The organism is Streptomyces sp. HNM0645, from assembly GCF_030056615.1.
In the GTDB taxonomy this organism is placed as follows: Bacteria; Actinomycetota; Actinomycetes; order Streptomycetales; family Streptomycetaceae; genus Streptomyces; species Streptomyces marianii.
The window spans coordinates 68,353-90,083 of record NZ_JASHLT010000006.1; the positions used below are offsets into that span (position 1 = coordinate 68,353).

The following is a 21,731-nucleotide window of genomic DNA, read 5'->3' on the forward strand; positions in this document are numbered from 1 at the left end:
TGCTGCGCGATTCGGGGAACCTTGTCTTCGCCGCCATGATGGACGTGGGCCATCATGACTCGGAGCGGGCAGGCGCGATCTGCCATGCACAGCGTACGCCCCTTCCCAACCCGTCCCGGCAAATCGGGGAGATCCGCCGCGCCATACCAGTACCACCGCCAAGACCACCGAACCGCACACGTCGCGCGCTAGAGGGGCTCCATTCGAGGTAACCGGAGCCCGTCTCCCGACCATCAGGCCATCGTCGTGGCGCGAGCGCGCAGCAGCCGATCGAGTACGGCGACCGACGATCGCGGGTGCAGGCCACGCCGGGCATCGAGCGCCGCATCCCACTGCTCGGTCAGGCCGGCCTTGAGACGCTCGCGCATGCCAGGGGTCACGTGGGCGTAGCGGGCCGAGACCGAGCCGTCGATGTGGCCCATACGCTCGTCCATCAGCACCTTCTCGGTGCCGAGGTCTTCCATGTGCGTGCGATGGGAGTGGCGCAGGCCATGCGGGGTGAGTCCTCTGGCGACGGGCAGCCAGCAGGCGTCGGCCCGGCCACGGGCGTTGCGGCCTCGGACCGGGATGCCGGGCCAAGGCTCGCCGAGCAGCGGGACTGGGCGGGCCTCCTGAGGCGCCTTCTTCGGGTACCAGCCGGAGGTGGCCGGCGCGAACAGCCAGGTGGCGAAGCCGTTGCGGCGCCAGTGGGCGGCGTTCTCCGCCGGGACGCCTCCTCGGACGAACTTCAGCTCGGCTATGGCGCGTTCAACCCGGACGCGGGTGTCCTCTCGTACCCGCTCGGGGTGGTTGAGGACATTGGACACAGTGCCGCTGGAAACCTCCGCGCGGCGAGCGACGTCCACGAGCTTGGCGCCCGTGTGCCCACCGGTGCGAGCGGTGCCCTGGCCACGGAACACGTACCTCTTGCCGTGGCAGGCGCACGGCGTCGGCTTCGTACGGGCGATGTGGTCGGCGACCAGGGCCGACAACCAGTCCGTCACGTCGATGCTGCGGTAGCTGTCGTCCTTGGGCGGGCAGCGGATCAGCTCGCCCGAGTCCAGCTCGTACAACTGGTGCTCCACCCGTACGGCGTCAGGTCGTGCGAACTCGGTTTCCAAGCCCACGATTTCGCCCCACCGCATGCCCGTGTATCCCTTGAGGATCACGGCGACGAACTCGTCGTCGCGCCCGGACAGCAGGGCCGCGCGTTCGGCGATGAGCAGCAGGCCGAGCGGATCGGTGATGACCTTCTCGGGTCCCCGGTCACGGGAACGGCCGGCGCGCTTGCCGCGTCCGCGTCGTTTGGTGGCCGGGTTGGCGGCGATGAGGCCCTCATCCACGGCGTCGGCCAGGATGAGGTGGAGCGTCGAGCGCCAGGTCTTGACACTGGATGCGGCGTAGACGGACTTCTCCCGCTTCTCCCAGGTGTCCACGTCTGTGCGGAGAATGCCAGCGAGGGCCTTGTCCTCGAACTCGGGGAGCAAGTGCTCCTCGATGTGGCGCCGGTAGTTCTGCATGGTGGATGCGGCCAGGTCCTGGGCGTCATACCAGCGGCTGGCGTACTCGCCGAAGGTCTCCTGTCCGGCGGACGGGTCGCGCCAGGTGCCGCGCCGGACCTTGGCCTCTTCCTCGTCTGCGGCCTGCTTCGCCTCGCGCTTCGTGGCGAATTTGACCACCGCACCCGTCGGGTCGGCGACGGTGCCGTACTTGCCTTCGCTGGCCTTGTACCTGCCGCGCCAGTAACTGCCGCGTTTCTCGGCGAAGCCCATGCCTCGTGCTCCCTCCTTCCTGTGGTCTGCCGTGTCGTGCTAGGCCGCAGTGCCGTACTGGGACCTGCGGGGTGGTCGGGCCTGGAGACGTTGCGCGGAGGGCATCGGGGACTGGGGCAGTCGCCCCGTACGCGATGACGTAGTTGTCGGCGCAGGCTGAGGCGTCCGGGGAGGGTTGCGCTGCGCAGACTGCGGGGCCAGCTCTTCGTGGATGCGGATGATCTCGGCGAGGTGTCCGGCGGTGAAGCGGTATGCGCGACCGACCCGCGTGTGCGGGATCAGGCGCCTTCGCGCACGGTCCTTGACCCACCAGGCAGAGCAGCCGAGCGTCTCGGCGATCTCTTCGGGGCGGTAGAGGCGGGGCAAGGATGCTTCGCCCTCAGCCCGGGGAAGCGGGCGTGGGAGAGCAGGTGGCGTTGCGGTGTGGTGCAAGAGGGGTGGGTCCTTACTCGGCTGTGGGATGGGGCGAGCCTCGGCGGGGCGAAGGCGGTTCAGACTGCGCGGAGGCTGGGCAGAAGCGCAGGTGCCGGAACGTGGAGGGCCTCGGCGATCGCGACGAGGTCGTCGACGTCACATCGGCGCTGGGCGCGCTCGATACGGGACAACATGGTGTTGGACATCGGGTGGCCGAGGGCTGTCACACGGTCCGCCAACTGCCTTTGTGACAGGCCGCGTTCGGCACGGAGGATTTCGATGGCACGGGCCGCCTGCATTCCTGCCGGCCCGATTTCCAATGAGCGTGGGGGCATGGCTCTAATTGAAAGGCTAGATCGCCGGTTTTGGTAACCGGCGATCGTCGGCTATGTTGCCCTCCGCGCCGTACGCTGCAGAGGGATTTCCGGGGGTCGGGAGGGGGAGCGGACGGGTGCGTCGATCGATGCCCTGACGTGCGGTGTTGTGTTGTAGCTTCCCCGTCGGCGGTGCGTCAACGGCTTGCCGATGTGATGCTTCTGGCTTCGCCTGACGGTCCGTTATTTCGGCAGCGGCGGATTCGGGTTTATAATTTTGGGAATGCCTGGCTCGTAGTAAGCGTTCGCCGTCAGCTGTCTGGTTTCTCGGCGGGAATACTGGACTTGTGCGGCATGGATGTGGCTGTCTTGGCTATACGACGCCACCAGCCCTCCCCCGCGCCTTCGGCCGGGGCGGTGGGCCAACCCCTACCCTGTGCACCGCCCGACAAGGGCCGACTGCACTCCCATGCCCTGACCTAGGAGCCGCCGCCCGATGAGCTACGACGCCCGCGAATGGGTGTGGGACCACAGCCGCAGCAAGGGCACCGCCCGCATGGTTCTCGCCCTGATCGCCGACCGGTGCCGCGACCGGCACTGCGTCGCGTACGCGTCCGTGCCCACCCTCATGAAACGCGCCAACGCCTCCCGCACCGCCGTACGCGACGCGCTCGCCAAGCTGATCGCCGACGGTGAGCTGGTGCCGCTCCCCGACCGCAAGGGACCCCGAGGCGAGACCTACTACCGCCTCCCAATCGCCGCCGAATTCCTGGCCGATGAGCGCCGAGAGGGGGTCCGGAATCCGGCACCTCAAGGGGGTCGGAATCCGACCCTCGGGGGGTCTGAATCCGACCCTGCCGAGCCCGTCGAGGGGGGATCGGAATCCGACCCCGGGGAACAGATTCCGACCCCCAGGGGGTACGGATTCCAACCCGAGGGGGGTGCGGATTCCGACCCCCAGAACAGAAGAGAACCGAAGGTGAACGGTAGTAAGAGCAGCAGCAGCTCTGCTCCGCTCATCTCCGCCATCGAGTGGCAGATCGACGCGAGCGCCCGTGCCTGGCTGCAACGTGACGGGCATCTCGATCGGCTCGGCAAGCAGGGCCTGGACGCCGCCGACGCGAAGTGGCGCACCTTCAGGAGCTCGTGGGATCCCCGCACCGCCGACGCGTGGGCCGCCGACTGGCGTGCGTGGATCGCTCGGGAACGCACCCCCGCCCCCGGCCGCCCGAACCTCTACGCCCTGCCCGGTGGCACACCCGCCCCCGCCTCGTCCACCGGCATGACGCGCTCCGAGGCGCACATGGCCGCCCTGCTCGCCGCCCTCGACGAACCGACCGGAACGGAGTAGACCGCCTTTGGACCGACGCGAAGTCGCCGCCGTCCTCGCCTACATCGGGCGCCTCGATCCCCGCACCATCCCCGCCGGCACGGGCGATGCTCGTGACCAGATCGTCCAGTGGCAGGAGCTGCTCGACGACGTGCCCTTCGCCACCGATCACGGCTGGGACGTCCGCGAGGCAATACGGGCCCACGTGCTCGATTCCCCGTACCCGATCCTCCCGGTGGACGTCGCCCGCAAGTGGCGCGCCTATCGCCGCGACCGTATCGAGCGGCACACCGATCCCACTCCGGACGCTGATCCGGACGACCCCGCCGCCTGGCGCACCGAACTCCTCGGCACACGGCACGCCGTCGCCACCGGTGTGGCCGCGCCCTCCTCGCACCGACAGCTCGCCCAGGGCCCGCGCCGGGACATCGAGGCCCGCCTGGCCGTCGTCGGATCGTCCATCCCGCCAGCCGTCCGCGCGGCACTCGCCCCCTACCGGCCCGCGCGTGCCGCCCGCGAGGCTGCCGTCGCGGCCGGACAGCCCGACGCGCTCAGGGTCCCCTGCCGGTGGTGCCACGCCGACAAGGGCGAGCCCTGCCGCAGTCGGCGCCTCGGGCTCGACGGTCACGCCCGGGGCAACGCACCTCGCACGAGGCCGCACCCCACCCGTATGGACCTCGCTGTGGCGGAGCTGGCCCGGCAGGGCATCGCGTGACCGACGGCTGCCGTATCGGCGCCGGCGCCTGACCAACGCCCTCTCCGCCGCACCCCGCTCCCGCCCTCACCGCCCGTCGGCAGCGCCGATGCCATGCCCGGTCGGCTTCCTTGGCCCCCCCCTCATGCCCACCCTGGAGATATCTGACTTGCCCTCCCCCACCCCGATAGCCTCGGCCGCCTTCCCCAGCTCCGACACCCATCGTTCCCGCTACACCCGGCTCCGCACTCGCCTCGGCCGCCGCAGGGTCGCACGTGCCGAGGGCCATCGCGCGAACCGCGGTGCACGATTCACCCTCGTCGTCGGCCTGATGGCCGTGGTCCTCATGGCCTTCCGAGTCTCCTGGAACGCCTTGTCCGACGTGGCCCGCGCCATCGGCGCCGACCCAACCGCCGCCCTGCTCTACCCGGTCGTGGTCGACGGGCTGATGGCCCTCGCGCTGATCGCCACACTCGTGCTGCCCGATGCCGACCGGAAGTTCGCACTGCGGGTCCTGGCGACCTACACGATCGCCAGCCTCCTGCTGAACTACGTACACGGCCTCACCCCGGCCCTGCACACCATGCCGACCCAGTGGGGCCGACTGACCGACTGGGACCCGGCGAACTGGGCCCTCGTACTGCTGGCGACCTCGCTCCCGGTCGGGTCGATCTACTTCGGGTCGGACCTCGTCGCGAAGGTGCTGCACCACAACCCCGAGTCGGCCGACTCTGCCGAAGCGGTCGGACGGAAAGCCGCACGGTCGGCCTCTGACCAGGCCGAATCGGCACCGAGGCAGCCGACCGAGTCGACCTCCGATAAGGCTGCCAGGACGCCCGCGCCGAAGCCGACCGAGGCCACCCAGGCGGCCCCCACTACCCGACCGCTCCAATCGTCCGGCGCGGTTGAGTCGACCGAAACCGCCCCGCGCCGTGCGAGACGTCGGGCCCCCGCCACTGCCGAGTCGGCCGCCGACCGCCCCCGCACCGACGACGAAGTCCTCGCCGAGGCCCGACGCCTGACCACCGACTGGAGCGCCGACCAGCTGACCGCACAGAGCCTGCGCACCAAACTACGGATCAGCCAGAACCGCGCCCGCGTCGTGCGTGACCAGCTGAAGGCCGAACGCACCGACTGGCCGGACCCCGTCGCCCACGACGACATCAAGGCCGAACCTCTCGACGGACCCGACGAAGCCGCCTCCGAACACCAGAGGCATCTCGACGTAGCCCCCGTCGGCGTCGCCTGACCCCCGCAAACGCGCGCACCGCACCGCCCTTCCTGCTCACCCCGTGCCCAGGGCCAGACCAGTCCGGGGCACGGGTTGCGCAGCGCGAAGATCCTGACAACAGCACCCCACGGAGCACCGATCCATGCACGAACCGAACTACCGACTCCCCACACCCCAACCGGAGATGACCACCAGCCTGAACAGCCCAGCAAGTTGTCGGATAAGGAGTCCTTATCCGGCCTCCACCCCGCAGGGGGTGGAGGCGTCCGGCGCCGAGGCGGCACCGGAGTCGGCCGGCCCAGGGGGGCCAACCGGGACAGGGGGAGCCGAGTCGTCGTCGAGCGTGCCGCAGCAGCAGTCTGCCCCGCGTCGCCGTCTGCGTGACAAGCAGCTGCGCGAGCGCCGCGTCCACCCTCGCTACAACGACGACGAGTTCGCCCTCGTCGTGAATGCCGCTGCCCTGAGCGGCATGGCCCTTGGCGGCTACGTGGCCGAGTGCTCGCTCGCCGCCGCCCGCACCGACGACCCCACCGCAGCGGTCGCCGACTACCGCGCCATGGTCAAGGCGCTGATGGCCGCCAACGGACGGCTCGGCATGATCGGCAGCAACCTCAACCAGCTCACATGGCACCTCAACAAGGACGGTGCCTGGCCCCACCCCGACGTCGTCCAGCGGCTCCTGGCGCGCGTCGAGGCATCCATCGCCGAACTGGACACCGCCGTAGCCCAGGTCACTGAAGGGCGATGAGCGGGTGATACCCAAGATCATCCTCAGCGCCGGCCCGCATGCTACGCGCCGTACGATCGGCTACCTCTTCGGCAAGGGCCGGGCCAACGAACACATCGACCCCCACCTGGTGGCCTCCTGGAACGGCTTCGCCCCCGACCCCGGCCGCAGCCCCCACCGCGATCCGAAGGACGCGATGGCCCAGCTCGTCGCCCAGCTCGACCAGCCCGTGAAGATGCTGGGGGACAAGGCACCCAAAGACATCGTGTGGCACTGCCCCGTCCGCGCCGCCCCCGAGGACCCGATCCTCACCGACGCCCAGTGGGCCGACATCGCCCGCCGGATCGTGGCCGCCGCCGGCATCGCCCCCGCCGGGGACGAGCACGCCTGCCGCTGGGTGGCCGTCCGCCACGCCGACGACCACATCCACATCGCCGCCACCCTCGTACGCCAGGACGGCCGCCGTCCCGAGCGCGGCTACGACCAGCGCGCCGTCCAGCGCGAGGCCCGCAGGATCGAAATCGATGACGGGCTCAGGCGGTTGAAGCAGGGGGATGGCACCGGTGCCAAGCGGCCCACCAGCAAGGAACACTTCAAGGCCAGGCGTCTGGGCCAGGACGCCGCCACCCGTGACGTGCTGCGTCTGCGGGTGCGTCGCGCGGTCGCCGCCGCGGCCGACGAGGCCGAGCTCTTCGCCCTGTTGGAGGCGACGGACGTGATCGTGCGCCTCAAGCTCGGCCCCTCCGGCGACGCGCTGGGCTGCAACTTCGCCCTGCCCGGTGACACCAACGACAAGGGCGAGCCGGTGTTCTACGCGGGATCCACGCTCTCCCCCGACCTGTCCCTGCCCAAGATCCGCAAGAGCCTCGCAATCACCGGCTCCGAACCGGCCACCGCCCGGCCGGGCAACCCGTGGCACCAGGCCACCGCCGCCGCCGAACGCATCCCCCACCACCTCACCCACGACGACGACCACGCCGCCCAGGGCCAGCTCGTTGCCCTCGGTGCGACGCTGGACCTGCTGCCGGTCGCCGCTCCGGCCGCGCTGAGGGCTGAACTCGAACGCGCCGCAGCCGCCTTCGAGCGAGCCACGCGCTCCCGCATCACCGCCGACCTCGCCAGCACCCGCGCCCTACACCGCAGCGTCCAGGTGATCTGGCGCGACCGCCCACAGGAGCGTGACGGCACGGGGTTGGCGATGCTCCTCGACTCCGTCCTTACCGCCGTGGCGTTCGCCGTGCACTGGCACCGCACCCGCCAGCACGCCCAGCAGGAAGCCGCCGCCGCACAGGCACTCGTCCACCTGCAGACCGTGTACGGGCAGGTCGCCGAGCCGGTCCTGGCGGGCCTCGCCCAACGCACCCCAAGTGACCAGACCAAGCGTCGCTTCGCCCATCACCTCCAGGAGGCGGTGCCGGAGCACGCCGAGCGCATCCTCAACGACGTCTCCTGGGACGCGCTCGCCACCGTGCTCGCCGAGGCGGAGGCCGCCGGGCACAACGCGGCCACCGTCCTGGACCAAGCCCTCGGACAGCGCACGCTCGACGACGCCCACAGCCCGGCCCGCGCGCTGACCTGGCGTATACGGCGTCTCGGCGAGCGTCACGTCCCCAGCCCCCGCGCCCAGGCAGCAGCCCACCCCACAGTCGGCGTTCCGCTCCAGCAGCGGCCTCCCGCGCGGCGGCGCTGACCCGCAGGCGCGCGGACTGTAGCCGACGATCCCCGGCTACCGAAACCGGGGATCGTCCGGAGCATTCGTGCCCCAACCCCGACTCCCACTTCCCGGAAGGAACCCCCCTGCATGGCCCAGACCGAAATCCGCCCCCGCGTCGTCATCCTCCTCGCCGACGTGGATCCCTCCCGCTGCGATGAACTTGGTCGTCTGTACCACCGCGACGGCCGCCCGCTCACCGGCATCGAGCACGACCTGCTCTCCACCAGCACCTCGGACGAGATAGACATGGCGGTCGTGCACGGCCTGCCTGACGAGGCTGGCTGGATGAGCGAAAGCACCCTCGTGGGGAGGGCCCTCGTCAGCCTGTACATGAAGTACGCGTACCTGCTGCCCGACGACTCCCTGGACAGTGTCTACGACCTCATGACCGACGAGGACTACGCGGAGTTGGAACGCCTGTCCGACATCCACAGCACCCTGCGCGCGCCCGAAGGGCACGCCGAACTCGAAGAAGACTGACCACACACGGGCGGCACTTCAGGACTCCACCCACCGGCCGACACCCTCAGACCACGAACCCTGGCCCCACATGCCGAAGGCCCGACCGGAGACACCGGCCGGGCCTTCGGCATGCACGCGAACTCACGTGGTCACACGGGCTTTCGCCACCGCCTCCTCCACATGGGCATCGACCAGCGCGGGCGAACCCGAGACCACCGCAACCACCATCCCCACACGAACAGCTGTCTGCTTGACGACCTGGCTACGTCCTCCCGCCGTGAAGGTAAGCAGTTGGCCCCACTGCTCGTCACCCAACCTCGGGGCGGGCACCTCGTGGGCGGTGACCGTGACGGCCGTGCTGCCGGCGAGGACCCGGTAGCTGGAGCAGGAGGTCATCGCCTCGAAGATCCGGCCCACGCCACTGGAGAGCTCGGCCGCGGTGCCGCTGTACAACTCCTCAGAGACCTCCGAGCCGATGCCGCTTGCGTAGGTGAAGGAGACCTTCGCCCGGCGCGGGAAGCCGAGGCTGCCGCCGGCCGCAGTGTCAGCGTCGAGTTCCTCCAGCGCGGGACAGCCGGTCACCTTGACGTCAGCGTGCCGACCGGGCAGCTCTGCCTTGCGGGCGTAGCCCTCGCCCAGGTCGCCCTCGTCGAGAAGCCGCTTGGCCAGCCCGGCTGAGGACAACGGCCCGGCAGCCGGGGTGTTCCTGCCCTCCTGGCGTCCGGAAACGGAGGCGGAAGACGTCGGGTCCGTGGCGCGGGTGCTGTCGTTGGAGCAGGCCGTCAGGACCAGGACGGACACAGTGCCGAGGCAGAGCGCGGCTGTGGTGGGAAAACGCATGTGGAACCCCCATGTTGGTGCGGAGCGAACGGTCTGACCAAGCAGCTCTCCGGGGCCGGCGATGTGGAAGGGAAGGGAAGGGGGGTTTCGTGGGAGTCAGTGGCCGAGGTGGCGTAGCCCGTCCTCAAGGGTGGGGTGCCAGTGGTCGGCCGGACCGGAGTGGCGGTTGTACCAGGCCGCGTCCAGCCCCGGCTCCCGCGCCGTGTGGCCGGCACGGCAGCGTAGCCACACCGAGTCGTCGCGCAGGCAGAGGACAACCCAGTTCCGGTACGCGCCGCACGCGGGACACTCACGTACCTCGCCGTCGACGACGAGCGGCTGGTCCCAGCGCATCATGAACCCGGCGACGTCCTGGCGGGACGGCGCCCTGAATTCCGGCGGCAGGAAGTCGGCTTCCGGCGCAGCCTCCGCAGTGTCTTGGGTGGTAGCGGCGACCGGGTCGGGAGCATCGGGCCAGGGCATTTCGGTGTGCGTCTGCAGCAGCGCCTGGATCTCACGCTGAGCATCACGGAACTCACGGTCGGCGCGAACACGGCACCGAAACATTCGGAACATACGGGTCTCCATCTCTGCCGTCTGGCGAGTGCGGGGAACCGGCCGCTCAGGGAAATCTGCGGTCGGCAAGGAGCGGCACAACAGCCACCCCTGGGGCGCGGGCCGTCAGCTGCGGCGGACGACCATGAGCCGGCCCTCGGCGTCCTTGGGCAAAGTGCGGCGGGACACCACGGCCGGCGAGGCCAGCGAGGAGGCGAAGGCGGCGACCAGATCATGGGGGACACCGGCGCTGAAACTGGCGCACCACAGATACGGGGCGCCGAGAACGGGTTCCGTCCACGCCTGCCAGCCCATCAAGCCGGGGCGCGGATCGGCGTCCTGGACGAGCGGCGACTGCAGCCCCAGGGAGACGGTGGCGGAGAACCCGGGGTCCATGGCGGTGGTGTGGGGACTGTCCAGGTCACGGACCCAGCCCTGGGCGCCAAGCGCGTTCAGGACCGTCTCGGGCCCCTCGTAGCCGATGTCGGGCGCCTCGCGGGTGTCGACCGCAACGAGGAGGTCGGCGAGTGCCTCATACGGGATACCGGCGGTGAAGTACGCGTTCCACGATGTCATCACGGAGTCGGCATCCGGGCGGGCACTCAGTTGCCAGGCCACCGGCAGCCCGCCCAGTTCGAACGGGTAGGCCGCGAGGACCCACTCGGCACCGCACAGCCCGTCCGGGCTCACGTACAACAGGGTGTCGCGGGAGGTGGGCCACATGCGCCAGCCGAGACCGGTCAGGGCGGACCCGATCTGCTCGGCGAGTACGCCGTCGTCACCAGCCAGGTGCCGAGGGGTGACCCAGTACAACGGCTCCTGCGAGTCGGGGCGGAGGGGGTCGCTGGGGTGGTGCGGGTACAGGGGCGCCTCCGTGGGTTCGGGGGTGGGTGTTCTGGCGGGGGTGTGTACGTTGACATGGCTTGCGGCCGGGCACCAGTCATTTCCGGGGATTTCCTGTCTGCCAGTGGCGAACTGGAAAGAAGGCGGACAAATTTGCCCTAGCACGTAGGGGCCAGCCCCCTCGTCCTGCCTGAGTACGGAAGGGGCAGACGGCATGACGACGAGCGAGTAAACCGCGTTCCTTCATGCGTCTCTGGCTGCACGCCCGTCTTTTTGATTGCTGCTGTCACTGCCCGCTCCGTATCCTGCTGGGCAACGCGTTGACGGAGACGAGTACCCACAGATCACGCGAGCAGAGAGAGCCGCCGGAAGCTGGGAAGGCGGTCTCGCGTCCTGTGGTGAAGACCCTCCTGAGCGCGGGGAGAAAAGACCCCGTTTGGTGGTTCAATGCCCCGCCGGCTGGCCCCCGTCACTGGGCCTGAACGAGGCCGCCACCTGGTGGCGGCGAAAGTGCGGTGGTACCGCGAGTTGCCCTTCTCGCCCGCACTCCCAAGGGATCATGACGACGTCCTTCGGAGGACCGAATGATCCACAGCCGCGTACCCATCTACGACCTGCGAGAACACGTTGGCCGTACCGTTTCCGTCTGCGGATGGGTGAACACGCTCCGCCTGCAGCGACACATGCAGTTCGTCATCGTGCGCGACCACACCGGTATGGTGCAGGTGACCCACAAACGCGACAACGGGCCGCTTGAGGCCCAACTCGAAGCTCTCACCTCCGAGTCCGCAGTCAAGATCACAGGACGCGTCGTCGACGCAGCCCAGGTCAAGCTCGGTGGCCTCGAAATTGTCCCCGAGGCTGTCGAGGTTCTGAACCCGGCCGCGACGCCGCTGCCCATCGACGAGCACACAGGGCTGGAGCAGAGGCTGGACTGGCGCTTCCTGGACGTGCGCCGCCGTCCTGCCACTCAGCTCCTGTTCGCCGTGCAGACCACCCTGGAGCAGGGCATGCGCGAGTACGCCTACGTGCAGGGCGCCACCGAGATGCACACCCCCAAGCTCATGGGCACCGCCTCGGAGTCCGGTGCGGAGGTCTTCGAGGTGGGCTACTTCGGCCGCAGCGCCTACCTGGCGCAGTCGCCGCAGTTCTACAAACAGATGGCCATCGCGGCTGGCATCGACAAGGTCTTCGAGATCGGGCCGGTCTTCCGCGCCGAGCCGTCGTTCACCTCCCGGCACGCCACCGAGTTCACCGGCGTCGACGTGGAGTTGGCATGGATCGACAGCGTTGAGGACGTGATGGCGTTCGAGGAGCAGATGCTCGCCCACGCGATCGCCAAGGTCGCCGACGCGCACGGCGAGGCGATCGCCGAGCACTTCGGCGTCGAGGTCACCGTGCCCACGACGCCCTTCCCCCGCGTCACCATGGCCGACGCACGGGAGATCCTGCGTAAGGGTGGCTGGGACCCGGCAGAGGAGAAGGAAGACCTGGACCCGGAAGGCGAGCGGAGCATCTCGGCCCACATCAAGGAGGCCACCGGGCACGAGTTCGTGTTCATTACGCACTACCCGGTCGGCATCCGGCCCTTCTACCACATGCGGGCTGCCGATGACTCGAGCGTGACCTTGAGCTTCGACCTGCTGTGGAAGGGCCTGGAGGTCACCACCGGCGCGCAGCGCGAGCACCGGTACGACGTGCTGCTGAAGCAGGCCGCCGAGAAGGGCATGAGCCCCGAGCCGATGCAGGACTACTTGAACGCGTTCCGGTACGGATGCCCGCCCCACGGCGGCCTCGGCATGGGTCTCGGGCGGGTACTGATGGTGATGCTCGGTCTGGACTCCATCCGCCAAGCCAGCTTCCTCTTCCGCGGGCCGAACCGGCTCACTCCGTAGCCAGCCGCACGGACAATCTGGGCTTGAGCAGTTTCCAGCGCCTCCTCTCAGCAGGGCCAGTCCGCCCCGCCCCCGGCCTTCGGGCGGTGGGGCTCGGACGAACCGATCAGGACGCCCATCTCGTGCAGCCGCTCCCAAACTCAGGCCGTAACGGGGTGGGCAGCCTGAGCAGAGTTCAGAAACGGTAGGAGGGCGGTGAGGACCCTGCAGTCGGATTATGAAGTGGCTGGTGGCTACCGCCCGTACTTCGGCAAACAGGCGCCTCTCACCGCGCCACTGCTACGGTCGCGTCCATGACGCTCTCGGTCTCCACGGGTCAGGCTGTCGACCTACGTGTACAGCCGGTTGGCGAGGTTCTTGATCGCGTCGAGCGGTCTCTCCAAGTGGGGTTGCTCCCGGAGACGATGGTGCGTAAGCGCCGATCTGTGGGGGCCAGAACCGACCGCGACACCTGGGTTCGGATCGAGCGGCGCCTGCTCGACAAGATCTCCGACCAGGGGTGGAACGGGACTGAGAGTGCCGCTCGTCTGAAGGGCATCGCCCAGCCCGAATGGCACGGATGTGTGGTCTGGCGGGCCCCGGACGGGTCGGTGATGTGGCGAGCCGATGAAACCGATCTCCTGCCAGGGGCTCCTGTCGGAAACGCCATCCTGAGTGAAGCCCCGGAGCTGCCGGACGACTGGTGGGGCGCACTGAACGCGTCGTTGGACGCGCTGGCGAAACAGAGCACGAGGCGGGTCGCCACGCCGGACACCGAGACCGTCACCCAGGCCCTCGTCACCGAGTCTGTCCGTGGTGTTTTCTCCGGCGATTTCGATACGACCATCGAGCAGTGGGTGCCAGCCCACGCGGACTTGAACTGGGCCAACATGACGGCTCCGGCGTTCAGTCTCTTCGACTGGGAGGACTGGGGTAACGCGCCGCTGGGGCTGGATGCGGCCTCGCTGTGGGCGAGTTCCCTTGCTGTCCCGGCTCTGGCCGATCGCGTATGGCACGAGCGCCGGTCCGACTTCGAGAGCCGGGACGCCAAGGTGATGACGCTGTTTGCCTGCTCGAAGATCCTCGGGCCGTACGCGCACCCGGAAGACCCTCGGCTGGAACCCGCCCGGCGCATCGCCGAGCAGGTCATCAAGGAGCTTCAGGCCGGCTGATCGTGTGAACGGTCTCGCAGGAGACTCCGGTACTCCTGGACCGTTCGTTCCTCGACCTCTCCGACCAGGGCGCCGACGAGTTCACCCAGATGGGCGGGCTCCTCAGTGCTCACAGCCACAGTGTCCACCCTTGGCAGGTGATAGGCGGCTATGAACGCCGCCTGCACACGCGAGAGTTGACGGCAGTCACCGAGGAAGACACGAGGGTCGATCTTGGCCCACACCGAGTCGCTGGTGCTGCCGCCGAAGGGGCTCATGCCCCATACCTCGCTGGGGTCCAGGTCCCACGCCTTGATGAGGGTGTCCGCGGCGTCCAGCGTTCTGACTCCGACGAGTAGGCCGGCGCGGACCATGAGGGTCGCTGACCTCGGTACGGCCGGGCCGATCAGTCCTACCAGGGGTGATGGATCCCAGGATGCGATGCCCCAGGCGGCGCACAGGCCCTTGCTCGTAGCGTCATCGAGGGCAGCGCATGCTTCTGCTAGCACCTCCTGGCCATGCAGGCCAGCCTCGCGGAGCGAGTGTTCCGGGTTGTGCAGGAACACCAGGTCCGGCTCCTGCCCCAGGTCCCCGGCCGCCTGTTCCACGGCCGCGTGCAGCCGTACGGGATCCAGGGAGTGCTCCGCCCCGCCCGGTCCCGGGAAGTAGCCCACCTTCGTGGAGACCGTGAACTTCGGCAGCAGGTCTCCGGCCGTCTGCGCCAGGACCTGATGCGAACGGAAGCCGAGGTAGTTGGTGCTGGTGTCGAGTGCTGTCACGCCGAGGTCGAGCGCCCCGGTCAGGAGCCGGCGTTCGTGACGAGACCGGTGTAGCCCGAGAACAACTCGGGGGTCAGCACCGCGCACAGCTCCTCCTTCACCAGGATCTCAGCGACCTCCATCACTTCGGCCCCGGCGACGGCCGCAGCCTGTTCCAGCTCGACCGGCCTACCGCTGAGCAGCAGACGCAGGGCAGGCAGTGCCTTGGCCGCGAGGGTGAGCTTCTTCCCCGAGGCCACGAGGTCGACGGTCTCTCCGTGCTCGTGAATCTGGGGCGGGAAATGGGTGGTGCACACCACGGCGTCGAGCGGCCCGAGTATCTCGAGGAACGGCACGTGCCGAGGCAGGGTCGTCGCCTGCTCGTATGCGTCCAGGAAGTCGGCCGGCGGGCGCTCGCTGACCAGTTGGGTGGCGGCCTCGGTCAGGGCGTCGGTGCCGGTTCCGTGCTGGCGGTCGAGGTCGTGGCGGAAGATCTCGTGTTCGCGGCACCAGTCGCCCAGCCACGCGAGCCAGCTCGCCCCTGTGCGTTTGGTGATGCCGAACGTGACGTGAAGGCTCTTGCCGGAGCCGCTGCCGGTCCGTGTCGCCTGATGCCAGTGGCCCCGCGGAATGTGCATGACGTCGCCGGTCCGCATCAGACCGGACCAGATGATCTCGTCGCTCGGAGTGCTGTTGGGGTCGGCGTCCCGGTACATCGGGACCGGACGGGAGGTCGCACGCACCTCCCACTCCTTCTCACCCGCCAGCTGGACGATGACGACATCGTGGTCATCCCAGTGCAGGGGGAAACCGGAGGCGTCGTTCGTCGTCAGGTACGCGTTGACCTGGACTCGCTCGCGGGACCACCACTGCAGGGCCCGGCAGGCGGCCTCCATCGTCGGATCGAAGACGTTGGCCTGGTCCATGATCACCGTCGCGCCTTCGCCCAGGAGCCTGCCCAGGCTGCGCATGTTGACCATGGAGATGCTCTGGCCACGGGGGCTGACGCTGTCGGTGTAGTAGATGGCCGGGTGGACCTCCTCGCCCTTCTGGAAGCACCGGAACTGCGGGCGGTTCAGACTCCTGCGCATCGCGATGTCGAGCAGGCGGTTCGGGGTCATGATGCGGGAGACGAGTGCGGGGTCGTCCATGCTCCCGCGTACGAAGTCCTTGCCCAGCTCCTCGGCCCCGCTCCAGCCGAGCGCTGCCTCGATGGCGCTGATCAACCGGTGTTCCATCGTGCGTCCTCCATGGGTTCGACCACTGATGCGGACACGGTGAGGGCCGGCGCGGCCGACCACGCCGGCCCTCACCGCTTGGTGCCTACTCGCTGTCGTGCAGGTTGCCGTCGCCACCCGGCCATGGCGCGTCGCCGGAACTGCCCTGGTTGTCCGACCGGAGGCTGTCGTACCGGTCGTGGACGGCGGTCAGCTCTTGCACCGCCACCAGGAGGCCACTCCGGGCCGGAGGCGGTGTCGTGGGCTCTGCCACCTCGTACTCCTTCCTCTTCGGTTCTCCCGTCAGGGCTCCGACGGGAGGTCTATGGCCGCCCCACGGCGGTGGGAGACGTGGGTTGCGGTGGGGCGGCAGTCATTGGCAGCTCGATGAGCGGCAGTCCGAGACTGGGGACAGGGCAGGTCAGCGGTGGTTCGGCAGGCCGCCGACGTCCTCGCGCATGTTGATCTCCAGAACGCGCTGGTCCAGCTCATACAGACAGGCACGGCAGGCGTAGAGAGCCGCGTGCATGCCGCTCGACCGGACGGGCCCGATCCACGTCACTTCGACGTCGTCACGTCCGCACCACAGCCAGCACTCGCCTCGCGCCTGCCACTCGTGGCGGTCCCATAGCGCGTAGTCAGTGGGCTCTCTGGTGACGGGGTCGATGTCTCGGCGGGTGGGCCGGAAGACCACGTCGGGATCAGGAAGCGGATTCGCTCGTAAGGTGTGCCGTCCCATCACGCGACCGCCAGAGTGAGCGACTCGGGCTCAGCTACCACGCCGCGCTTCGGCCGTAGCGCGAATAGCCTGCGCAGAACGGCAGCTCGGATGGCAGGCGCCGCTTTGGGAAGCGCGATCTCCGCCCATACGCGTTTGCCCTGGCCGACGGGTTCCCAGGCACACCGCGAAGCGAGAAGCTCGACCAGCGCCAGGCCGCGCCCGCTCTCGTCGTCGGCCTGGGCACAACTCATCTGCGGAGCAGCAGGGTTGTCGTCGAGTACGTCGATCACCAGGCGGCCGGGCCGGTGGTACAGCGTGACGGTGACGGACCCTTCCCCATGGACCACGGCGTTGCTGACGAGCTCGGAGGCGACGAGACGGATGGCGTCAGCCGCGTCGTCGTTCAACGGCACACCCCACGCACGCACCTTGTCGACGACCGTGCGCCGGGCGAGGGAAACTTCCCTCTCCTCACCCGCGAGGACGAACCGATGGACGAGCGTGGGCATGGCGGACGCCTCCGAGGAGTTGGAGAGCGGCTCCGTCCCCTGACGGGGAAACAGGGGCGGAGCCGCCGATCTGAGAACCGTTCCGGAAGCTGCACCCTGCGCGGGCTCCGTGGACGGCTGATATTCAGTCAACGGCCCCTGACGGCAAGGCGGAACGTTTCTAGGGGGTTCCTCATGGGGACGCCCTCCCCGTACGCGGCCACGCGAAGTAGCCTCCCCACTACGCCTTGAGGGGATGACGGGAGTGATGACATGCCTGGTGAGCCGTTGGCAGTCCACCCGCTGAGCTTCCTCCGCCAGACGCGTGGATGGGGGAAGGCCGAGTTCGCCCGGCTCATGCAGGCGCACGGGCGGTCGCTCGGAATCGCGCTCGCGACCAACCGGACCACCGTATGGAAGTGGGAGCAGGGGCAGGAGCCGGACGCGGACGCCCAGCGCGTACTCGCCGACCTGCTGCGCGTCCCGTACGAGCAGGCCCGGAGGGAAGGTTGGCCCCGGTGGCTGCCGGTCTGGGAGGTCACGGGACTCACCGCCCCGTGGACCGAGGCCGGTACCGTTGAGGCGTTGTCCGAACTCGTGGGGAGTGGCCGCATGGATCGCCGGGGCTTTCTCACCGTCACCGGCGCCGCCTTGACGGGCCTCGCGGCGAGCTGGGTGGACGCGCCGTCCGCCTTCGCCTCGGCTCTGGGCGGGGATCAGGTCACGGACACGATGGTCTCGACGATCGAGCAGCGCATCAGCACGCTCCGTACCCTCGACGACCAACTCGGCGGCGCCACACTCCTGGAGCAGGCACGCGGCGATCTCGCCCTCGTCACCGGCCTCCTCAGCACCGGCAGGTACACGGAGAGCATCCGAACCCGCCTCTACGCCCTGGCCGCCCGGGTGTCGCACCTGACCGGCTGGATGGCCTACGACGCCGGTCTGCGGTCCGCCGGCCAGCGCTACTACGTCGGCGCCCTGCGCAGCGCCCGTACCGCCGGAGACGACGCGTTCGGCGCCTTCATCCTCGCGGAGATGGGCGTTCACGTCTCCGAGGCCGGACGGACCGCCGAGCGCGTCGCTCTCATCTCCACTGCCATCGACAACGCCCCTCGAACGCTGTCGCCCTACACCCAGTCCTTCCTCTACCTGCACAAGGCCGAGGCGCTGTCCCGCGACGGCGACCATGCGAATGCCGGTACAGCGCTGAACCGCGCATTGTCCCACTGGGAGCACCACACGACGGAGGAAAACCCGGACTGGCTCAACTGGTTCGGCGAGGCGCAGCTGAAGTCAACCGAGGGCAAGGTCCTGCTGCGGTCCGGGCAGGTGGAGCACGCGACCGGTTCCCTGGAGACTTCGGTGAAGAGCGCGGCTCCTCGGGACAAGGCCGTACGCTCCAGCCGCTTGGCCGAAGCCCGGCTCGCCGGCGGCGACCTGGACGGGGCGCTTGACGCCGCGAACTACGGCACCGAACTCCTGGAGAGCAGTGTCAGCTCCGTAAGGGCTCTGGACCGCCTGAAGGAGTTCTCCGCACACCTCGAACCGCGCAAGTCCGTCCCCGCTGTCCGTGAGTTCCGCGAGCGGCTTCAGGCCGTGCCCGTCGCGGCGTGACCGTCACCTCTCGGGTTGAGAGGCCGAGCCCGCCCCCTCAGAGCAGGCTGTCGTAATGCCAGGATGGACGGCATGACGACGATCTACGGTGAGGTCGCGGCTGGGTTCGAACCGGTGCGTGAGGCGTTCGCGGCGAACTTCGCCCAGCACGGGGACATCGGCGCGGCGGTGTGCGTCTACCAGTACGGCCGACCGGTAGTGGACCTGTGGGGCGGTGTCGCCGACCCCGAGACCGATCGTTCGTGGACACGAGACACGCTGCAACTCGTCTACTCGGCGACCAAGGGGGCCACCGCGACCGCGGCACACATGCTGGCCGAGCGCGGTGCGCTTGACCTGGACGCGCCGGTGGCGAAGTACTGGCCGGAGTTCGCCGCGAACGGCAAGGCGGACATCCCGGTGCGCTGGCTGCTGTCCCACCAGGCCGGCCTGATCACACTGGACCAACCCGTCCCGCTGAACGAGGCGTTGGCCTGGCACCCGATGGCAGCCGCACTGGCCACTCAGCGCCCCCTGTGGACTCCGGGCACGGCGCACGGCTACCACGGTCGGACCTGGGGTTGGCTCGTCGGCGAGGTGATCCGCCGGGTGTCCGGTCGGACACCCGGCCACTTCTTCGCCGAGGAGATCGCTGCTCCCCTCGGGCTCGACTTCTTCATCGGTCTCCCGGCGGATCAACGCGACCGGGTCAGCCGCATGGTGTACCAGCGACCGGCCGTCGACCTCACCACCGTGCCCGCCGAGTCGGTTCCCGAGGAACTCCGCGAACAGGTTGCCGCGTGGCGGGATCCGGAGTCATTCAGCAACAGGGCGTACGCGGTCACCGACCCCGCGGCGATCGACTTCGACTCGCCGGAGGTGCAGGCGGCAGAACTCCCGGCTTCGAACGGCATCGGCACCGCACACGGGCTGGCGCGCATGTACGCCGCGCTGATCGGCGAGGTGGACGGCGTGCGCCTGCTGGCCTCGGAGACCCTGGCCTCGGCGACCAAGGAGCAGGCCAGTGGGAAGGACCAGGTGATGCTGATCCCGAGCCGATTCAGCACCGGATACATGCTGCCTACCGAGACCAACCCCATGATCGGGCCGAACTCCTTCGGTCACACAGGCAGAGGCGGCTCACTTGGTTTCGCCGACCCGGAGCACGGCATCGCCTTCGGCTATGCGATGAACAACATCATCGGGGGCCTCGACGACCTGCGTGCGACGTCACTGGTCGACGCGGTGCGAAAGTCGCTGGCGTAACAGCTGGCGTCGCTGTGGCCCCGAGATCCGGAACGGCTCGCCAGCCGCGTCGGTGTACGTCGTTATGGTGCGCGGCGGCTACGCCGCCAACCACCGAGTCCCAGTCGAGGTGACGGCCGACGGAGTGGAGGCGATGCCGATGACCTCGACCTGGACGCCCCATGTTTCGAGCGTCCTGGCGGTCTGCACCAAAGTGACCTGCGAGAACGGGAACAGGGTGTCGGCGGTGAGGTCGGTTCCGTCCTTCAGCAGGATTGCGAAGACGACCTTCGAAGGCCGGAAGTCTTCCGGGAGACCGTGCCCTTGCCGGGCGGCGGCCACCTTCTCGGCGAACCGTTCCCTCCCCTCCGGGGAGTTCCGCAACGTCTGTACGGCGACGAGCGCCTGACTGAAGAGATGGCTCAGCGCGTCGGAACCCTTGGCGCGCTTCACCATGATCAGGACATCATCCGGGCTCAGCAGGTCGCAGATCTCCACGCCGTTCCCGCGGTGCAGCGCGGTCTGCACGTTGTCGCGGTCGAAGCAGACGTACCCGGGCCGCTGGTCCGGCACGGACGCGTTGTAGGTGCGCTCCTTCTCCCCCCGGACCCACGGGGGCAGGTCGACGGACGGGGCGTCGGAGATCAGCCGCTCGGCATGTGAGCGGATCGCCTTCAGATACTCCTGGTCGATCTCGTACCAGTGCTCGTCCATCAGGAAGAACCGGCGAGAGTCGAGAAACACCTCCGCCTCGATCCACCGGAGAGCGCTGGACGTCCAGATTTCGTCGGCCCGGTCGGCGCGGTCGTGCCGATAGAGGGTGACTGTTCCTTCCCGGAGCGCGGCCACGCGGCTGCCCGCACGCTGGATGCGCGCACGGCAGAGGACGTACTCAAGGTCGAAGTCGTCGGTCGACCGGCCGGCCGCGTCGCTGTTGATCCTGGCCCTGAACGCCCGGGCGGCCATGTAGTCGTCCCAATGGTCGGCGGGGACAGCGACGTTGATTCTCCCGCCAGCCCCCTGTCCCAGAAGGTCGTCGAGGACGGCCTCCAGGCGGGTGACAAGGCTGGGATCGTCGACGGGCACGACGTGTTCGACGAACTCCAGCTCCGGACTCGGCTTCTCCTCGCGCAGCACGCGGGCGATCGCACGGATGTCGGCGATCAGGTCGACGCCCTCCACACCGAGCCGCATGCGCAGGCCGGCCCCGCCCTCCGCACTGGAGATCTTCCCCGGGTTGTCCCGGGAGATGGTGAGCGGGATGTTGTCCAGGTGGCCGCCGAGGCGGCGCACGATCTGCGCGTGCTCGACGATGCCCAGGCTCCACACCGAGGCCCCGCTCGGGATCAGGGTGATGTCGGTGCGCCCTCCGCCCGGGGTGTGCGACACCAGATCCCGGATCTTCGCGGGGTCCACCCGGCGGGACGCGAAGCTCAGGCCGAAGCGGTGGTCCTTGAGGCGGTCGGGCACCAGGCGGAAGCCCTGGTCGTAACCGATCGCGTACACCTCACCGTCGACGGCCAGCATCAGCAGGCCGGCCGAGCGGTTGACGGGCCGTGACACCTCGATACCTGTCGTACGGAAGATCTCGTCGCACCAGCTCGCGACGGGCTGCTCGAAGCTGCCGGTGACCAGGACCGCCGGTACACCGAGGTTCTCGGGGACGTCGAAGTCCGCGTGGACCCTTTCCAACTGGTCCGCGTCCAGGGCGTCGAACATCGCGTCGGCAGTGGGAGGCACGCCCCTGAGTCGGTACAGGGTTCGCTTGGACGTACGGGCCGTCATGGTGCTGCTCCTCGTTCCGATCTTTGTGGACGGTGGCGATAA

At 69.0% G+C, this 21,731-nt stretch carries 22 protein-coding genes and 1 pseudogene; 10 read left to right on the forward strand and 13 right to left on the reverse strand.

All coding sequences use genetic code 11. The features are described from left to right. Positions 1 to 233: 233 nt before the first annotated feature. The 3 genes from QMZ92_RS05280 to QMZ92_RS05290 all read right to left on the reverse strand — a co-directional run bounded on the left by QMZ92_RS05280 (position 234) and on the right by QMZ92_RS05290 (position 2,500). The gene (locus QMZ92_RS05280; protein WP_283296062.1) at positions 234 to 1,751 is read right to left on the reverse strand and encodes a LacI family DNA-binding transcriptional regulator; all 1,518 of its coding nucleotides are present in this window, start codon (positions 1,749 to 1,751) and stop codon (positions 234 to 236) included. A 39-nt stretch (positions 1,752 to 1,790) separates the two neighbouring features. After that, positions 1,791 to 2,117 carry a helix-turn-helix domain-containing protein gene (locus QMZ92_RS05285; protein WP_247192272.1) on the reverse strand — a complete coding sequence of 109 codons (327 nt, stop codon included), beginning with the start codon at positions 2,115 to 2,117 and terminating at the stop codon, positions 1,791 to 1,793. A 125-nt stretch (positions 2,118 to 2,242) separates the two neighbouring features. Further along, positions 2,243 to 2,500, reverse strand: a complete 258-nt coding sequence (locus QMZ92_RS05290) for a helix-turn-helix domain-containing protein (protein ID WP_283296063.1) — start codon at positions 2,498 to 2,500, stop codon at positions 2,243 to 2,245. A gap of 475 nt (positions 2,501 to 2,975) precedes the next feature. Here QMZ92_RS05290 and QMZ92_RS05295 point away from each other — a divergent pair, with 475 nt between their 5' ends. From QMZ92_RS05295 to QMZ92_RS05320, 6 genes are all read left to right on the forward strand, one after another. Next, positions 2,976 to 3,830 carry a helix-turn-helix domain-containing protein gene (locus tag QMZ92_RS05295; protein ID WP_283296064.1) on the forward strand — a complete coding sequence of 285 codons (855 nt, stop codon included), beginning with the start codon at positions 2,976 to 2,978 and terminating at the stop codon, positions 3,828 to 3,830. Between the two features lie 7 nt (positions 3,831 to 3,837). Further along, positions 3,838 to 4,524: a zinc finger domain-containing protein gene (locus QMZ92_RS05300; protein ID WP_283296065.1), complete on the forward strand. Its 687-nt coding sequence runs from the start codon at positions 3,838 to 3,840 to the stop codon at positions 4,522 to 4,524. A 310-nt stretch (positions 4,525 to 4,834) separates the two neighbouring features. After that, positions 4,835 to 5,752, forward strand: coding sequence for a DUF2637 domain-containing protein (locus tag QMZ92_RS05305; protein ID WP_283296160.1), 918 nt, complete (start codon positions 4,835 to 4,837; stop codon positions 5,750 to 5,752). Between the two features lie 325 nt (positions 5,753 to 6,077). After that, a complete protein-coding gene (locus tag QMZ92_RS05310) occupies positions 6,078 to 6,482 on the forward strand; it encodes a plasmid mobilization protein (protein WP_283296066.1) in 405 nt (134 codons plus the stop codon). A gap of 4 nt (positions 6,483 to 6,486) precedes the next feature. After that, positions 6,487 to 8,151, forward strand: coding sequence for a relaxase family protein (locus QMZ92_RS05315; protein ID WP_283296067.1), 1,665 nt, complete (start codon positions 6,487 to 6,489; stop codon positions 8,149 to 8,151). Positions 8,152 to 8,262: 111 nt separating this feature from the next. Beyond that, entirely contained in the window at positions 8,263 to 8,655 is a 393-nt protein-coding gene (locus QMZ92_RS05320; protein ID WP_070204410.1) for a hypothetical protein, read from the forward strand. A gap of 123 nt (positions 8,656 to 8,778) precedes the next feature. On the opposite strand, the gene QMZ92_RS05325 is transcribed toward QMZ92_RS05320, so the two are convergent. The 3 genes from QMZ92_RS05325 to QMZ92_RS05335 all read right to left on the reverse strand — a co-directional run bounded on the left by QMZ92_RS05325 (position 8,779) and on the right by QMZ92_RS05335 (position 10,824). Continuing rightward, entirely contained in the window at positions 8,779 to 9,477 is a 699-nt protein-coding gene (locus tag QMZ92_RS05325) for a hypothetical protein (protein WP_283296068.1), read from the reverse strand. Positions 9,478 to 9,573: 96 nt separating this feature from the next. Then, on the reverse strand, positions 9,574 to 10,032 hold the full coding sequence (locus QMZ92_RS05330) for a hypothetical protein (RefSeq protein WP_502961993.1): 459 nt from the start codon (positions 10,030 to 10,032) through the stop codon (positions 9,574 to 9,576). A 105-nt stretch (positions 10,033 to 10,137) separates the two neighbouring features. Further along, complete coding sequence (locus tag QMZ92_RS05335) at positions 10,138 to 10,824, reverse strand: SPDY domain-containing protein (RefSeq protein ID WP_283296069.1); 687 nt, start codon at positions 10,822 to 10,824, stop codon at positions 10,138 to 10,140. A gap of 614 nt (positions 10,825 to 11,438) precedes the next feature. Between QMZ92_RS05335 and aspS the strand changes: the two genes are divergently transcribed. Next, a complete protein-coding gene (gene aspS, locus QMZ92_RS05340; RefSeq protein ID WP_283296070.1) occupies positions 11,439 to 12,749 on the forward strand; it encodes an aspartate--tRNA(Asn) ligase in 1,311 nt (436 codons plus the stop codon). A 47-nt stretch (positions 12,750 to 12,796) separates the two neighbouring features. Here aspS and QMZ92_RS05345 read toward each other — a convergent pair. Continuing rightward, positions 12,797 to 12,943: pseudogene (locus QMZ92_RS05345) on the reverse strand (flavoprotein); the annotation flags it as partial. Positions 12,944 to 13,042: 99 nt separating this feature from the next. On the opposite strand from QMZ92_RS05345, the gene QMZ92_RS05350 reads away from it, so the two are divergent. Further along, positions 13,043 to 13,900: a hypothetical protein gene (locus QMZ92_RS05350; RefSeq protein ID WP_283296071.1), complete on the forward strand. Its 858-nt coding sequence runs from the start codon at positions 13,043 to 13,045 to the stop codon at positions 13,898 to 13,900. Here QMZ92_RS05350 and QMZ92_RS05355 read toward each other — a convergent pair. The 5 genes from QMZ92_RS05355 to QMZ92_RS05375 all read right to left on the reverse strand — a co-directional run bounded on the left by QMZ92_RS05355 (position 13,888) and on the right by QMZ92_RS05375 (position 17,084). Continuing rightward, the gene (locus QMZ92_RS05355) at positions 13,888 to 14,745 is read right to left on the reverse strand and encodes an aldo/keto reductase (RefSeq protein ID WP_070204405.1); all 858 of its coding nucleotides are present in this window, start codon (positions 14,743 to 14,745) and stop codon (positions 13,888 to 13,890) included. The two genes, QMZ92_RS05350 and QMZ92_RS05355, sit on opposite strands and share 13 nt — an antisense overlap. After that, positions 14,679 to 15,875, reverse strand: coding sequence for a JmjC domain-containing protein (locus QMZ92_RS05360; RefSeq protein WP_283296072.1), 1,197 nt, complete (start codon positions 15,873 to 15,875; stop codon positions 14,679 to 14,681). Before QMZ92_RS05360 ends, QMZ92_RS05355 begins: the two co-directional genes overlap by 67 nt. An 85-nt stretch (positions 15,876 to 15,960) precedes the next feature. Next, on the reverse strand, positions 15,961 to 16,128 hold the full coding sequence (locus QMZ92_RS05365; RefSeq protein WP_167307964.1) for a hypothetical protein: 168 nt from the start codon (positions 16,126 to 16,128) through the stop codon (positions 15,961 to 15,963). Between the two features lie 147 nt (positions 16,129 to 16,275). After that, positions 16,276 to 16,548, reverse strand: coding sequence for a hypothetical protein (locus QMZ92_RS05370; RefSeq protein WP_283296074.1), 273 nt, complete (start codon positions 16,546 to 16,548; stop codon positions 16,276 to 16,278). A gap of 44 nt (positions 16,549 to 16,592) precedes the next feature. After that, positions 16,593 to 17,084, reverse strand: coding sequence for an ATP-binding protein (locus QMZ92_RS05375; RefSeq protein WP_070204403.1), 492 nt, complete (start codon positions 17,082 to 17,084; stop codon positions 16,593 to 16,595). 252 nt (positions 17,085 to 17,336) lie between these two features. On the opposite strand from QMZ92_RS05375, the gene QMZ92_RS05380 reads away from it, so the two are divergent. Further along, positions 17,337 to 18,680, forward strand: a complete 1,344-nt coding sequence (locus QMZ92_RS05380) for an NsdA family TPR-like regulatory protein (protein ID WP_283296075.1) — start codon at positions 17,337 to 17,339, stop codon at positions 18,678 to 18,680. A gap of 72 nt (positions 18,681 to 18,752) precedes the next feature. Continuing rightward, on the forward strand, positions 18,753 to 19,925 hold the full coding sequence (locus QMZ92_RS05385) for a serine hydrolase domain-containing protein (RefSeq protein ID WP_283296076.1): 1,173 nt from the start codon (positions 18,753 to 18,755) through the stop codon (positions 19,923 to 19,925). A gap of 78 nt (positions 19,926 to 20,003) precedes the next feature. Here QMZ92_RS05385 and QMZ92_RS05390 read toward each other — a convergent pair whose 3' ends face one another. Then, positions 20,004 to 21,689, reverse strand: a complete 1,686-nt coding sequence (locus QMZ92_RS05390; RefSeq protein WP_283296077.1) for a TIGR04141 family sporadically distributed protein — start codon at positions 21,687 to 21,689, stop codon at positions 20,004 to 20,006. Between the last annotated feature and the right edge of the window lie 42 nt (positions 21,690 to 21,731).